The sequence below is a fragment of the Nocardia cyriacigeorgica GUH-2 genome (assembly GCF_000284035.1).
GTDB classification, from domain to species: domain Bacteria; phylum Actinomycetota; class Actinomycetes; order Mycobacteriales; family Mycobacteriaceae; genus Nocardia; species Nocardia cyriacigeorgica_B.
This window is the reverse complement of record NC_016887.1, coordinates 2,619,845-2,632,859: the sequence shown is the minus strand read 5'-3', so window position 1 is coordinate 2,632,859 and position 13,015 is coordinate 2,619,845. Positions and strand designations below refer to the sequence as shown.

General features: G+C 67.6%; 14 protein-coding genes. 6 read left to right on the top strand and 8 right to left on the bottom strand.

Annotation, left to right across the window (positions count from 1 at the left end; translation table 11 throughout):
• Positions 1–41: 41 nt before the first annotated feature.
• Both NOCYR_RS29715 and NOCYR_RS11880 read right to left on the bottom strand, forming a co-directional pair.
• Entirely contained in the window at positions 42–203 is a 162-nt protein-coding gene (locus NOCYR_RS29715; RefSeq protein WP_158430156.1) for a hypothetical protein, read from the bottom strand.
• 267 nt (positions 204–470) lie between these two features.
• A complete protein-coding gene (locus tag NOCYR_RS11880; RefSeq protein WP_014350613.1) occupies positions 471–1,709 on the bottom strand; it encodes a hypothetical protein in 1,239 nt (412 codons plus the stop codon).
• A gap of 91 nt (positions 1,710–1,800) precedes the next feature.
• On the opposite strand from NOCYR_RS11880, the gene NOCYR_RS28355 reads away from it, so the two are divergent.
• Both NOCYR_RS28355 and NOCYR_RS28350 read left to right on the top strand, forming a co-directional pair.
• Positions 1,801–2,907 (top strand): glycosyltransferase, encoded by a 1,107-nt coding sequence (locus NOCYR_RS28355; RefSeq protein ID WP_014350612.1) that lies wholly within the window; start codon positions 1,801–1,803, stop codon positions 2,905–2,907.
• Positions 2,894–4,771: an HNH endonuclease signature motif containing protein gene (locus NOCYR_RS28350; RefSeq protein WP_014350611.1), complete on the top strand. Its 1,878-nt coding sequence runs from the start codon at positions 2,894–2,896 to the stop codon at positions 4,769–4,771. Before NOCYR_RS28355 ends, NOCYR_RS28350 begins: the two co-directional genes overlap by 14 nt.
• Before the next feature lie 325 nt (positions 4,772–5,096).
• On the opposite strand, the gene NOCYR_RS11860 is transcribed toward NOCYR_RS28350, so the two are convergent.
• Positions 5,097–5,327, bottom strand: coding sequence for a hypothetical protein (locus NOCYR_RS11860; protein ID WP_014350610.1), 231 nt, complete (start codon positions 5,325–5,327; stop codon positions 5,097–5,099).
• On the bottom strand, positions 5,324–5,644 hold the full coding sequence (locus tag NOCYR_RS11855; protein ID WP_014350609.1) for a hypothetical protein: 321 nt from the start codon (positions 5,642–5,644) through the stop codon (positions 5,324–5,326). Before NOCYR_RS11855 ends, NOCYR_RS11860 begins: the two co-directional genes overlap by 4 nt.
• A gap of 380 nt (positions 5,645–6,024) precedes the next feature.
• Here NOCYR_RS11855 and NOCYR_RS11850 point away from each other — a divergent pair, with 380 nt between their 5' ends.
• Both NOCYR_RS11850 and NOCYR_RS11845 read left to right on the top strand, forming a co-directional pair.
• Positions 6,025–6,822 carry a DUF5753 domain-containing protein gene (locus NOCYR_RS11850; protein WP_014350608.1) on the top strand — a complete coding sequence of 266 codons (798 nt, stop codon included), beginning with the start codon at positions 6,025–6,027 and terminating at the stop codon, positions 6,820–6,822.
• Positions 6,819–7,007 (top strand): DUF397 domain-containing protein, encoded by a 189-nt coding sequence (locus NOCYR_RS11845; protein ID WP_014350607.1) that lies wholly within the window; start codon positions 6,819–6,821, stop codon positions 7,005–7,007. The genes NOCYR_RS11850 and NOCYR_RS11845 overlap by 4 nt, the downstream gene beginning before the upstream one ends.
• 19 nt (positions 7,008–7,026) lie before the next feature.
• Here NOCYR_RS11845 and NOCYR_RS11840 read toward each other — a convergent pair whose 3' ends face one another.
• Together NOCYR_RS11840 and NOCYR_RS11835 are read right to left on the bottom strand one after the other, a co-directional pair.
• On the bottom strand, positions 7,027–7,461 hold the full coding sequence (locus NOCYR_RS11840) for a DUF6653 family protein (protein ID WP_014350606.1): 435 nt from the start codon (positions 7,459–7,461) through the stop codon (positions 7,027–7,029).
• A gap of 96 nt (positions 7,462–7,557) precedes the next feature.
• A complete protein-coding gene (locus NOCYR_RS11835; RefSeq protein WP_014350605.1) occupies positions 7,558–8,409 on the bottom strand; it encodes a bifunctional 5,10-methylenetetrahydrofolate dehydrogenase/5,10-methenyltetrahydrofolate cyclohydrolase in 852 nt (283 codons plus the stop codon).
• Between the two features lie 224 nt (positions 8,410–8,633).
• Here NOCYR_RS11835 and NOCYR_RS11830 point away from each other — a divergent pair, with 224 nt between their 5' ends.
• Together NOCYR_RS11830 and NOCYR_RS11825 are read left to right on the top strand one after the other, a co-directional pair.
• Positions 8,634–9,488, top strand: coding sequence for a YdcF family protein (locus NOCYR_RS11830; protein WP_014350604.1), 855 nt, complete (start codon positions 8,634–8,636; stop codon positions 9,486–9,488).
• A gap of 123 nt (positions 9,489–9,611) precedes the next feature.
• Positions 9,612–10,409 (top strand): putative protein N(5)-glutamine methyltransferase, encoded by a 798-nt coding sequence (locus NOCYR_RS11825; protein WP_148280610.1) that lies wholly within the window; start codon positions 9,612–9,614, stop codon positions 10,407–10,409.
• Between the two features lie 80 nt (positions 10,410–10,489).
• Here the strand turns inward: NOCYR_RS11825 and NOCYR_RS11820 are convergent, their stop codons facing one another.
• Together NOCYR_RS11820 and NOCYR_RS11815 are read right to left on the bottom strand one after the other, a co-directional pair.
• The gene (locus tag NOCYR_RS11820) at positions 10,490–11,317 is read right to left on the bottom strand and encodes an SDR family oxidoreductase (RefSeq protein WP_014350602.1); all 828 of its coding nucleotides are present in this window, start codon (positions 11,315–11,317) and stop codon (positions 10,490–10,492) included.
• Between the two features lie 37 nt (positions 11,318–11,354).
• Complete coding sequence (locus NOCYR_RS11815) at positions 11,355–12,923, bottom strand: succinic semialdehyde dehydrogenase (protein ID WP_014350601.1); 1,569 nt, start codon at positions 12,921–12,923, stop codon at positions 11,355–11,357.
• Positions 12,924–13,015: the final 92 nt, after the last annotated feature.

The following is a 13,015-nucleotide window of genomic DNA, read 5'->3' as shown; positions in this document are numbered from 1 at the left end:
CACCGCGGGTGGCGGTGGTCAGGTCGTCGTCCAGCCCCGTATCACTCCAGCAGCGCGGCGCCGCCGATCACCACACACACGATCACGAAGTTGAGCAGCATCAACGGCCAGATGAAGCGCAGGCATGTGTCGTATCCGACATTGGTCGGCGCGATCACCATGGTCACGACGGCGCGCGGTAGCGGGCAGGACTGACTAGTCATCGCCGATTTTCCCCACGGCAGCCGGACAAGTCGGCCCGAAAGAGGGAAATGGCCACTACGATGTGAATCACTAGAGCTTCAGACTAGGCTGTGATCGAGGACGCGTAACCAGCCGGATGCCGATCACCGCTCCAGCGACATCAGGGGTGCCATCGCAATGCCCTTCCCGACTCCGCGGCCGTGTCCGGCTCCGCGCGAAAGTCAGGTCGTGCAGTGTCGCCCGGCCGGGACGATGCAGTCATGCATTCACCGCTCACGGTCGTGCCGTCAACGCGTTTGTTCGCGTGGGCTTCGGCGCGAGTCGCGGGTGATCAACCAGGTACCGCCGACAACGAGAAGCACGAACAGCAGTAGCCCGCCGCCGAAGACGACCAGGATCCAGAGACGGGAAGCGAGATCGAGATTGCCGTTCAACGTCACGTTGAGCGACCCGACGGCAAAGGCGATGACGGCAGCGAAGACCGCGACCAGCTCGACAGCCCTGATCACCGAGCGGCGTGCGAGGTCGGCGGTTTCGGCGACGGCTTGTTCGTACCGGTCCAGGCGACGCTGCTGATCCGTGGCACGGCGAGCGTCGCTGCGGGCCAGCAGGATCGAGCGGCGGACGTGCAAGAACTGTTCGGACAGCAGTTCATGACTGCTGCGCCAACCGGTTGCAGGCAGCAGCCGGAGGGCGTCGTCGATGCTGGTGAGCGCGGCGTCGTGGTCGTCACAGAGGAAAGCACCGAGACCGAGACGGAAACGGAACAGAGCATTGTCCGGGTATTCGGCGACCGCTTCAGCGGCCTTGGTACGCAGCACGGCGCCCTGCTCGTCGAATGGCACGGCGGCCTCGAGCGCATGCAGGGCAATGTCGATCGAGGCGTGGGTGCGGTCCGGCGCGGTCCACGACTTCTCGAACAGCGTCATGGCGTGCTCGTTGGTAGTCTGGCGGCTGCCGAATCCCGCGAACGCCTGGAGGGCGACGAACAGGGGCTTGTCGCGATTCCGGCCGGCCGCATTGGCCAGCGGCGACGAGCCGAGAAACAGGCTCAGCTCATCGAAGGACAAGTTCGCACGCAACTTGCCCGCGTGGTAGAGCGTGGCGAAATAGGCCCGGCTGCATTCGGCATCGTCGCCGGCGATGATGTCGGCGGTAGCGTCGGCGATCTCGGTGAGCGATTCGACCGTGCCGCGCGTGATGAACGCGTAGCCGATGGCCCACTTCTCCAGGATCGGCTGCCGGTACGCTGCCTCGATCCGCTCCGTCGCCCACCCGGCGCACTGCACCGCCGTCGCCAGCGTCGGCTCGGCGGTGAACCGAAGGTTCCAGTATCGGTCCGCGCAGATCAAGAACGGGTCGGATGTGAAGTTCGCCGACGTGATGTCGAATTGTGGCTCCACTACCCCCGGCTCGGCGAGGTATCGCCGCGCGAAGACATCACACTCCCGTTCGAGTTCCCGTGTCCCCGGCATGGCACCGACTACCAGACCGGCCAATTCGGCCTCGATCACCGCATGATCCATACCTTCCCCTGCCTCCCGAACGGCACCAGTCCGACCTTGTGCATACCTACCACATGGGCGCCGGATCGGCTCGGATGGCACACTTTCGGTCATGCGGGTCGAGGTGGTCACGGCGGTACATGCGGACTATTCTCGATTCCTTTCTGCCGCTTGGGCTTCGCTGCTGTCGCAGACACACACCGACTGGCGGTGGCTGGTACAGATCGATGGTCCGGCCCGTGCGGTGCGTACAGCCCTGGTCGAATGCGGCGCGGCGGAGGACCACCGCGTTCATGTCGCGACCAACGGCACCAGAGAAGGTCCCGCCGTGACCCGCAATGTCGCATTGGGCCGGGCGCGCGCGGCACTGATCCAGAACCTGGACGCCGACGACGAACTCGAGCCGGACGCGCTCGCCGTCCTCTCCACCGCCCTTGACGAGCACCCGGCGGCGGGATTCGCCGTGGGTACGGCGCGCGACCTGCTCGGCTCCGGCGACCTCGTGGACTTTCCGCTTCCCTACGCGCCGGGGCCGATCCCGCGCGGTGCGCTCGTTCAACACTGGGTAACCGATGACGAGGCATACCGGCTGCCCGTGCATCCCGCAGGAATCATGTGGCGGCGCGAACTCCTCATCGCCGCCGGTGGATGGCAGGCGCTGTCCAATATGGAGGACACCGGACTGCTGATGACCGCATCGGCTTTGGCGCCCGGCGTTGTCGTCGGGCAAGTGACGTTGCGTTATCGCCGGCACCGGCTGCAACGATCAACACAAAGACGAATCTTCGAGGGGGGGGGGGGAGCAAATTTCGTTCGTTCGGCAGCGGGCGGCCACTTTGCTCGCCGGTCCCGAATGGGAACCGAGATGAGCAGGCTGATCGGCGCTCGCTGCGCCAATCCGTCCGCTCGGTCGGCGGAGGTCGGATCGGGCCTCGCACCTCTGTTCCGGCTGCCGTGCGACCGTAACCGCGGACGCGGCCGAGCCACCGGAGATCGGCGGCCGCCGATAGCATCGACCCCACATCGGGTCGCTGTCGGCTACGCCGGGCGGCTGGTCCTGTGGGCGAAAGATGTTCTCGCACTGCCATGTCAGATCGGACCATGGTGGCGCCCAACCGTTGTCGGTCGAGTGGCCAGTGTGAAGATGTGCAGTTCAGGTGTTGATTTCGCTATCGCTGAGGCGGCCGCTGCGATAGCATTCGAACATGCATTCGAGTGAGGGGATCGAAGGAGACGAGGGCGCTGTCGCCCGGTTGCATGCCGCAGTGACCGAACTGCTCGATGAACCGTTGACGCCACTGTCGGACGTGGGTGTCATCGCGGTGATGCGGGAGGTCGAGCGGTGCTCGCGGATGCTGACCATGGTGCGTCACCGGCTATTGGTGGAAGCATCCGAACGTTCCCTGCCTGCCCGGCACGGGTCGAAGTCGTTGAAGCGGTTCCTGATGGAAACGCTGAACCTGGCCTCCGCTGATGCCGGAGCCCGCGTCCACCAAGCTCGGACGGTCGCCACCTTCCACGACATGGGCGGCGACCCAGTCGAACCCCTGCTGCCCAATGTTGCCCAAGCTCTGACCGCCGGTGACATCTCCGCCGACCACGCCCGCGGCATCGCGGCGGTGATGAATCGTGTTCCGTGCGGCGCCACTGGTGACGATCGGGCCGCTGCCGAGGAAATCCTCACCGATTTCGCCCGCACCGGCTCCCCGGACGATATCGGCAAGATAGGCGATAAGATCCTGGCCTACCTCGACCCCGACGGCCGCCTCACCACCGACAACGACCGGGCCCGCATGCGCGGCATCATCATCGGCCGCCAACGCCCCGATGGCATGAGCCCCATCCGCGGCGAGATCGACCCGGTCCTGCGCGCCCTGCTCGACCCACTGCTGGCCAAATACGCCCGCCCCGGCATGTGCAACCCCGACGACCCCGAAAGCCCCACCCCAGTACCCGTCCGAGGCCTTGGCACAGCCGACGGCCCTGGTCTAGCCTCCGACGCCGGCACCGCCTCCGGCTCTGGTGCGGGTGCCGCTGGCGCTGGTGCTGGCCCCGCCGCCGGCTGCGCCGTTGACGTCGGCTCCGGCTCGGCCGCTCGTCGACCGTGCGATGTGGCTGGCGCGCAGAATGATTCGGTAATCGATCCGCTCCACGCCCGCACCAGTCCCGCGTCGGTCGCTACCACTGGCCGCAGCTCTGTCGCTGGTCCTGCCGCTGCCGGTTACCCTGGCCGTGCTACTGCCGCTGGCGTTTGCGCCGGTGTTGCTGCCGGCAGTGACGCTGATCGATCACGGAATAAAACAGGCACGCATACTGATTCGCTACCCGAACCACCCGACCACCCGTGGGTAGACCCCACCGCACTAGCCGAAGCAGCCGCCCGCGACCACCGCACCACCGCACAACGTAACCACGACGCCCTCAAAGCCATCCTCGACTCCGGCATCATCGCCGAACACCTCGGCGCCCACCGCGGCCTGCCGGTCTCCACGATCCTCACCCTCAGTATCGATGACATCGAACGCGGCGCCGGAGTCGCGACTACCGCCACCGGCGGCACCGTCCCCCTCGAGGACGCGCTCACCCTGGCCCAGCGATCCCAGCCGTGGCTCGCAGTCTTCGACCACGCCGGCCTACCCCTGCACCTCGGCCGAACCAAACGCCTCGCCACCGCCGCACAACGGCTGGCACTGATCGCCGCCCTGAAAGGCTGCTCACGTCCCGGCTGCGACGCTCCAGCGAGCTTGTCCGCACTGCATCATGTCCTCGACTACCGCAACAACGGCCACACTGACATCGACAACCTCACCCTCGCCTGCGACGCCTGCCACGCACTCATCCACAACGGACCCGGCGGCTGGAAGACCCGCGTCGAAGGCCCCCACTCGCCATACGCCGGGCGGACCGCCTGGATCGCCCCACCCCACATCGATCCCGAGCAGAAACCGCGCATCAACCACCGCCACCACGCAAGCGAACTACTCGCCCAAACACTCACACGGGCACATCATCGCAATCAACACACCCGCGAGCGACACCAACGACAACGTCACTACGAGAAGCCAGACTCCACCGCGGCATGACAGTCCCGCCGAACCCCATATGCCGGTGAATTCATATGCCGACCGAAGCCGAAGACGTCCGCCGAGTCGTCACCGAACTGAACTTGGCACCCAACGCGTCGCTCGAGCCTATGTATTCGGGTAACGGGAGCCGGCTCACCGTGTTCGACCGCGGTCTCCCCGCGCCTGGTCGCCCAGGAGGTCGAGCAGTACCGAGGCTCCGGCACGAGCTGGACCTACTGACCAGGAGCGTTGTGCGGGGTGCGGTATTGCAGCGTCGCGCAGGGTGGTGAGGCCGCTGATCTCGAGCTGGGAGCCCGCGAAAATGGCCGAGCGGCCCGTTCCGCTATCGGTCCGCCCGGCGCGACGGTACGCGAGCGAAATCGTGACCGGTGCGGATCATCTGGGCGCGCAGGCGCAGCAGTGCTGATTTGAACGGGCATGGGGCGCAGGTGGTGTGGTAGGTGAGCATGGATTCGAGTTCGTCGCGGAAGAAGCCGGTGCCGGGTTTCGGGGCTTCGTGATTGACCGGGGTGTCGTCGGGGAAGGCGAGGTCGGGGGCGTTCGGGCCGGTCACGCGTCGCCGCCGGGGTGGAGCAGGGCCAGGCGGGTGCCCCGGGGCAGGTAGCCGGCGGGGTGGACGACGAGCAGATCGCAGCGGGCGAGCACGTCCTGGGCTCGGTGCGCGAGATGGTCCAGGCTCGGGGTCACGATGGCCGAGACCTCGAGCTGCTGTACTTTCACCAGCAACCATGGGAGGACATCGGAGTCGGATTCGATGACGGTGCGCGCCACCGAGTACCCGCGCCGGGCCGCGAAGGCGCGGGCTTCCATCTCGAAGCCCGCACGGCGCTTCGCGCAGCATGATTTGTTCAGATACACAACGGCTTTCATTGCTTCTCCCCTGCTGATATGCGATGGTGGGGCGCACGACGGCGAGGTTCAGGGGATTCAGGGGCAGGAGAACCCGGCAGAACCATCCGCGGCCCGAGCGCTCCAGGCTCGGCAACGAATGTGCGGCGAGGCTTTCCCGCCGTCGTGCGCTGGGACCAGTAGACAGGGACCGCCCAGGTCACGGAAGCTTTCGCAGAGCCGATCGCCGGACTTTCTCGCAAGATTCCAGGACCGGAAGGTTCCACATTCCAATCCGGTGCACGTTCGCATTCCAATCCGGAATCCACACCGCGTGAAGGGGACTCGATGGAGACAGGGGACAGTACTTTCGCCCGACGCCAGATCGGCAAGCAACTGCGATACCTACGCGAGACGTCGGGGTGAGCGTCGACGTGGTGAAGAAGGCGCTCGGTGTCTCCACCCAGACGATTTGGAGGATGGAGACCGGGCAGCCGACGAAGATCGGGCGATTGCACATCAAGGAACTGTGCAGGTTGTACGGGGCGCCGGAGAGCACGACGCTCGTGCTGCTGGAGCTGCTGGAAGGTGCGAGCCGGAAGTCCTGGTGGCACGCGTACGGGGATGCGGTTCCACGACACTTCGACCTCCACTTGGGGCTCGAATCGGCTGCGTCGAAACTGGTGACTCATCAGCCGTCGTTGCTGCCGGGGCTTGTGCAGACCGAGGAGTACCGGCGTGCCCTCATCTGGGCGGCGAATCCGGAGATGCCCACCGAGGAAGTGGAACGTCGGGTCGAGCTCGCCACTCGGAGGCAAACCCGGCTGAACGACCCCTCGTTCGAGGTAGAAATCCTGCTGAACGAGGCAGCACTACGCCATCAGGTCGGTGGTTGGTCAGTGATGGCCGAACAGCTGGACCACATCGCCGCCGTTGCCGAGCTCCCCACTGTGACGGTCCGGGTCGTGCCGTTGGCCAAGTGCCATATCGGCTTGGCCGCAGGACGATTCAACATCTTGACGTTCCCAGCTTCGCGCACCGCGTGGCTGAGCGAGCCCCCTGTTGTGTACCTTGAGGGTTACGCGTCGGCCCAGTACCTGGAGCGGCCAGCGGAGGTCGATTTGTACGAAACCGCCGCTGCCGGCATCCGGAACGCCTCGCTGGACAGACCTGCCAGTCGGAACAGGGTTATCGAGATAGCGAAGGAACATCGAGCATGACCACATGGTTCAAGAGCAGCTACAGCGGGCCGAGTCAAGACTGTGTGGAGGTAGCTCACTTCGATGGCGGTCAGGTCGGCGTCCGCGACTCGAAGAACCCCACCGGCCCGGCATTGACCTTCGCCCCCACCGCGTGGGACGCATTCCTGGCCCACGCACGCAGAGGCGAGTTCGTCCGGCCATGAATTCGGCACAACCCGGCAACTAGACCTCAGCCGGGTTCTGCTCTCCGTCGTAGAGGTCGGCGTAGCGCCGCCAGCCGTACAGCGTGAACGCCATGGCGGCCGCTACGCCGAGGACGGTCGGAACCATCCGGCGGCGCCCGGCCGCGAGAATCGCTGCGGCGAGGGCGACAACGCCTGCGCCGTTGACCGCGCTCATCGTCCGGTCCAGCTCGGGATGAGCCACCCACCGCTCCTCACCGAGGATGGCCCGGGTGGCAAAGGAATTCCGATCGGATGGCTCGGGAGTGATGATCGGGTTGATCGCGAACCAGACCAGCACTGCGGCACCCACGTCCGCCCGCCGGGTCCAGAAGGGGACGACAACCAGCGGCGTGGTCAACAGCCTGGTCCAGGCGCTGACGGGATGGGCGTGTCGGGCGAACATCCGGTGACGGAGCCGCTGCGAGCTGTCCACGACCTTTCCTACCACCATCCGTGGCCCGCGCGGTCGAATTCGGCTTCCACCGACAGCCGCTGATGCCGCGTTTCGGTCGTTCGGCAATGCCGCGGCTCAGGCGCGCGCCTTCTCCGCCGCGACGACCACGTGACGCATCAGCAGCGCGGTGGTGACGGGGCCGACGCCGCCGGGGACGGGGCTGAGGCCTTCGGCCTTGCCGCGCACGGAGTCGGCGTCGACATCGCCGACGATGCTGCCATCGGCGGCCTCGTTGGTGCCCACGTCGATGACGACGGCGCCGGGGCGCACGTGCTCGCCGGTGACCAGGCCGATGCGGCCGGCAGCCGCGACCACGATATCGGCGGCCGAGGTGACGGCGGGCAGGTCGGTGGTGCGGGAATGGCAGACGGTGACGGTGGCGTTCTCGGCCAGCAGCAGCTGGGCCAGCGGCTTGCCGACGACGTTGGAACGGCCGACGACGGCGACATGCTTGCCCGACAGCGGGATCTGGTGATGCTTCAGCAATTCGACCACGGCTTCGGAGGTGGCTGGGACGAAGCCGTCGAGACCGGTGGCGAGCAGGCCGAGCGACAGCGGGCTGACGCCGTCGACGTCCTTGATGGCCGCGATGGCGGAGCTGACGTCGTCGAGGTTGACGCCCGACGGCAGCGGGGTCTGCAACATGATCGCGTCGGTGGCTGTGTCGGCGCTGCGGGTGGACAGCTCCGCACGAATCTCATCGGCGGAGGCGTCAGCACCGAGATCGACGGTGTCGCAAGCGATTCCGAGCCGCTCGGCCGCTTTGCGGAGGGAGTTGACGTACCAGGCGCTCGCCGGGTCGGCGTTCGCGACGACCAATGCGAGCGTGGGCGCGGTCCCGCTCTCGGACAGTGCCGCGGCACGCTGCTTGGTATCGGCATTGATGGCGGCGGCAAGTTCCTTGCCGGTCAGCGAAACGGTCTCCACGGGGCCTCAGCATAACCGGGCCGGGCTCAGGGTCCGCGCGCCGGAGGGCGCCGCCACGCGGACCGGAATGCTTCGGGCGCAGATTTCCGGCCGCAATTCCACCGCTGCGGCGCCCACCGGCCGTATCGTGATCAGTGTTTGCCACCGGCTAACTGCCAGCTGACGTACCGAAAACCCGTGTCACACGTGGAAAGGTGTCGACTGTAGTGAAGATCTCGAGGCATATGAAGAACCTGGTCGCCGCCCTGTTCGCGGCGACCACCATCGCCGGGCTGGCCGCCGCGCCCGCCCAGGCCAGCCCGGAAACCGACGCCCTCTACAACTCCGCGCAGCGCCATTTCACCGCCGGCAACGACGCCGCCGGCCGCGACGATCTGCGCAGGCTCATCGGCGCGGACCCGCACGACGCGGAGGCTCTGTCGCTGCAAGCCATCTGGTCGCATTACGCGGGCGATGTGCCCGCCTTCGCCGATGCGATGGGCCGGTTGCGCGCGGTCGACGCGGGGCTGGCAGGCGGTACCGATCATGTGATCAACGCGATCGGCGCGGCGGTGGCGACCCTGCCCAATCCGCTGCCCGCGCTGGTCGGCCCGCAGACCGGCATCGTGGTGCTCGGGTACGGCCTGCTGCCCGACGGTTCGCTGCGTCCCGAGCTGGTGAACCGCCTGACCGCGGCGTGGATTCAGGCGGTGGCGTCGCCGTTCTCGCCGGTGATCGTCACCGGCGGCAACCCGCAGAACGGGATCGCCGAGGCCGACGCCATGTTCCACTGGCTGGTCGGGCGCGGGCTACCCGCCTCGCGCATCCACGTGGAGAACCGGGCCGGCTCGACGGTGCAGAACGCGCTGTTCAGTTCCCGCATGTTGCGTGATCTGGGCGCCACCAGCGCGGTCGTGGTGACCTCCCCGAACCACATCCGCCGCGCCGTCGCCGACTTCATCGTGGCGGGCACGCATGTGGTCGGCGCGATGACGTCGCTGGAACAGCTGGTCTCGCAGCTACCGCCGCCCAGCCGGCAGGCCCAGCGCGGCATCTACCTCGACGCCACCCGCACCTTCCAGCTCGCCACCGCGCGCTGAGCTGGGGCACGCGGTCCGAGTGAACAGCACAGCGGGCCGGACAGTCGCACGACCGGCGGCCGGTGGCAGGGCTCGGCGGGTAATCACGTGCAACTCGATCCCGCGGCGCAGCAGACTGGACTCGTGAACGATCCGAATTACGACGCCGTCGTCGGCCGATTGCGCACCGCCGGCTGCGTCTTCGCTGAGGACGAGGCCCGGCTGCTGCTGGGTGCGACCACTTCGGCGGCCGAACTGGACCGGATGGTCGAGCAGCGCGCATCGGGCGTTCCGCTCGAGTATCTGCTCGGCTGGGTCGAATTCCGCGGGCTCCGAATAAACATCCGGCCGGGCGTGTTCGTGCCGCGGCAGCGCACCGCGTTTCTCGTCGACGAGGCCGCGGCACTGGCCCGTGCCGAGGGCCGCTCCGAGCTCGCGGTCGTGGACCTGTGCTGCGGATCCGGCGCGCTCGGACTGGCGCTGGTCACCGAACTCGCGCCCGACGAGATCCGGATCGACCTCGACGCCGCCGACATCGATCCGCTCGCGGTCGCCTGCGCCCAGCAGAACCTGGAGCCGGTCGGCGGCCGAGCCCATCAGGGCGATCTGTTCGCCGCACTGCCGCCGCACCTGCGCGGGCGCGTCGACATTCTGCTCTGCAATACGCCGTATGTGCCGTCGCACGAGATCGCGCAGATGCCACCGGAAGCCCGCGACCACGAACCGGTCACCGCGCTCGACGGTGGTCACGACGGGCTCGACATCGTCCGCCGCGTAGCCGCCGAGGCCCCCGAATGGCTGGCGCCCGGTGGGCATCTGCTGGTGGAGATCGGCGAGGAGCAGGACGAGGCCGCATCGGCGGTCGCTACCGGCGCCGGCCTCGATTCCGTGATCGCCCACTCCCCCGACCGGTATGCGACGGTCATCGTCTGCACGCGCTGATTCGGCGAATGCCGGCCGGCGACACCCACCGCGGACGCAGGTGTGCCCCGGCACGGTGATACCGCGCCGGGGCACGCGCCCTACTTCCGCCCGGTGAACTCCTCCATCGACCGGTACACACCCACGGTGTCGAGGAACAGGTCGCGCAGTTTGAGCGGCAGGATGCCCGACAGCGCCTTGTTCAGCCGTGAGGTCCACGGCAGGATCACCAGAGCGCCACCGTTTTTCATCTCCCGCCAGGAGGTCTCGACCACCTCTTCCTGCTTCAGGATCGGGGTGAGCAGGAAACCTTTGGCGCCGTCGAACATTCCGGTGTCGATGTAGGTGGGGCAGACCGTGGTCACCTTGACGTGGTCGTGGCCGGCCTGCTCGAGTTCGATGCGCACCGAATCCGACCAGCCGAGCGCCGCCCACTTGGAGGCCGCGTAGACGCTCATCCGCGGGTTCGACACCAGCCCGGCCGAGGACGCGATGTTCAGCACCCGGGCCTGGCCGCTGCCTGCGACCATGGCGGGCAGGAATTCGAGGGTGACATACATCGGGGCCAGCGAGTTGATCGCCATGGTCTTGTCGATGTCGGCGCGGTTGGTGGTCTCCCAGAAGTAGGTGTTGCCGCGCACGATTCCGGCGTTGTTGACCAGGATGTCGATATCGCCGACTTCCTCGCGCACCGCTCGAGCGGCCTCGCTGATCTGCTCGGGGGCGGAGACGTCGACGACGAAGTGGTGGATGGTGCCGCCGAGTGCGGTCAGTTCGGCGGCGGTGCTCTTCAGCGCGACCTCGTTGATATCCCACAGCACCACCGCCGCGGCGTTCTCGCGCACGGCGCGCTCGGCGAACAGCTTGCCCAGCCCCATGGCGGCACCGGTGATCAGCACCTTCTTGCCCGCGACCGATTCCAGTTTCATGATTCCCATCCCTTGTTCGACGTGTGGTGGCGGCCGGTCACTTCTGGCGCAGTGTCTTCATCAGGCCGAAGTACAGCGTCATAGTCTTGGCCCACAGCTCTTCCGACATCCCGGGCAGCGGCGCGATGGGCAGCATCCGCTGCACCGCGATGGTCTGGGTGTCGATGTACTTGAGCAGGCCCTCGGGGCCGTGGCGGCGGCCGGTGCCGGAGATACCGAGACCGCCCGACGGCGCGTCAGCGCTGCCCCAGGCCGCGATGAAGCCCTCGTTGACGTTGACCGAACCGGCATTGATCCGCGCCGCGACCTCGCGTCCGCGGGCGGTGTTCTTGGTCCAGACGCTGGCGTTGAGGCCGTAGGCGGTGTCGTTGGCCTGTTCGACGGCCTCGTCATCGCTGCTCACGCGGTACACCGACACCACCGGGCCGAAGGTTTCCTCGCGGTAGACGGTCATGCCGGGCTTCACATCGCCGAGCACGGTCGGCTCGAAGAAGTAGGGGCCGAGATCGGGGCGGTGCTTGCCGCCGGCGAGTACCGTCGCGCCCTTGGCAACCGCGTCCTCGACGTGCGCGCGCACCGTGTCCAGTTGTCGCTGGAAGGTCAGCGAACCCATATCGGCGCGGTAGTCCAGCTCGGCGCCGAGCTTCATGGCCTCCACATTGGCGACGAACTCGCGCACGAACCGGTCGTAGACGGCGTCGTGGACGTAGATGCGCTCCATCGATTCGCACAGCTGGCCGGCCGAGGCGAAGCAGGCCCGCACCGCGGTCTTGGCGGCGGCCGACACGTCGGCGTCGGCGAGCACCAGCAGCGGGTTCTTGCCGCCGAGTTCGAGGGAGTAGCCGATGAGCCGCTCGCCCGCCTGCTTGGCGATGGTGCGGCCGGTGGCGCTGGAGCCGGTGTAGTCGACGTAGTCGGCGCGCGCGATCACCTCACCGCCGATGACGGCGCCGCGGCCGAGCACGATCTGCCACAGGCCCGCGGGCAGCCCGGCGCGTTCGGCGGCGTCGACCGCCCACAGCGCGGTCAGCGCGGTCTGGTTGTCCGGGCGGCCGACGACGGCGTTGCCCGCGACCAGGGCCGGCAGTGCGTCGGATACGGCCAGCGCCAGCGGGTAGTTCCACGGCGAGATGACCGCGACGACGCCCTTGGGCCGGTTGCGCACATCGACCTTGGTCAGCACCGGCAGCACCCCGCGCGGCTTGCGGGTGGCCAGCAGCTTCTCCGCGACCGAGGCGTAGTAGCGGGAGTTGACCGCGACGTCGCCGACCTCGTCGAAAGCGTGCACCCGGGACTTGCCGGCCTCGGTCTGCACGATGTCGAGGATGGTGTCCTGTTCGGCCAGCACGATGTCGTGGAAGCGGCGCAGCACCGCGACCCGCTCCCGGATCGGGCGCGCCGCCCAGGCGCGCTGGGCCTGGCGGGCGCGGTCGAAGGCGGCGTCGAGATCGGCGATCGAGGACTGCGGCAGGTCGGCGATCTTGCGGCCGGTGGCCGGGGCGAAGACCTCCACCGACGGCGCACCGCCCGCGGCGGCGCGGGCGAGCAGCGGTTTCACCAGCGCCGGGGACAGCACTTCGGCGGCGGCGTGCCGGGCAGTCGTCATGATCGGCCTTCTCCTGGGGTCAGTGGATTAATTGAACACTGGTGTTAGATTAATATGCGTGAGGAGTGGCGTGTCAAGCTCTCGGGTGTGCA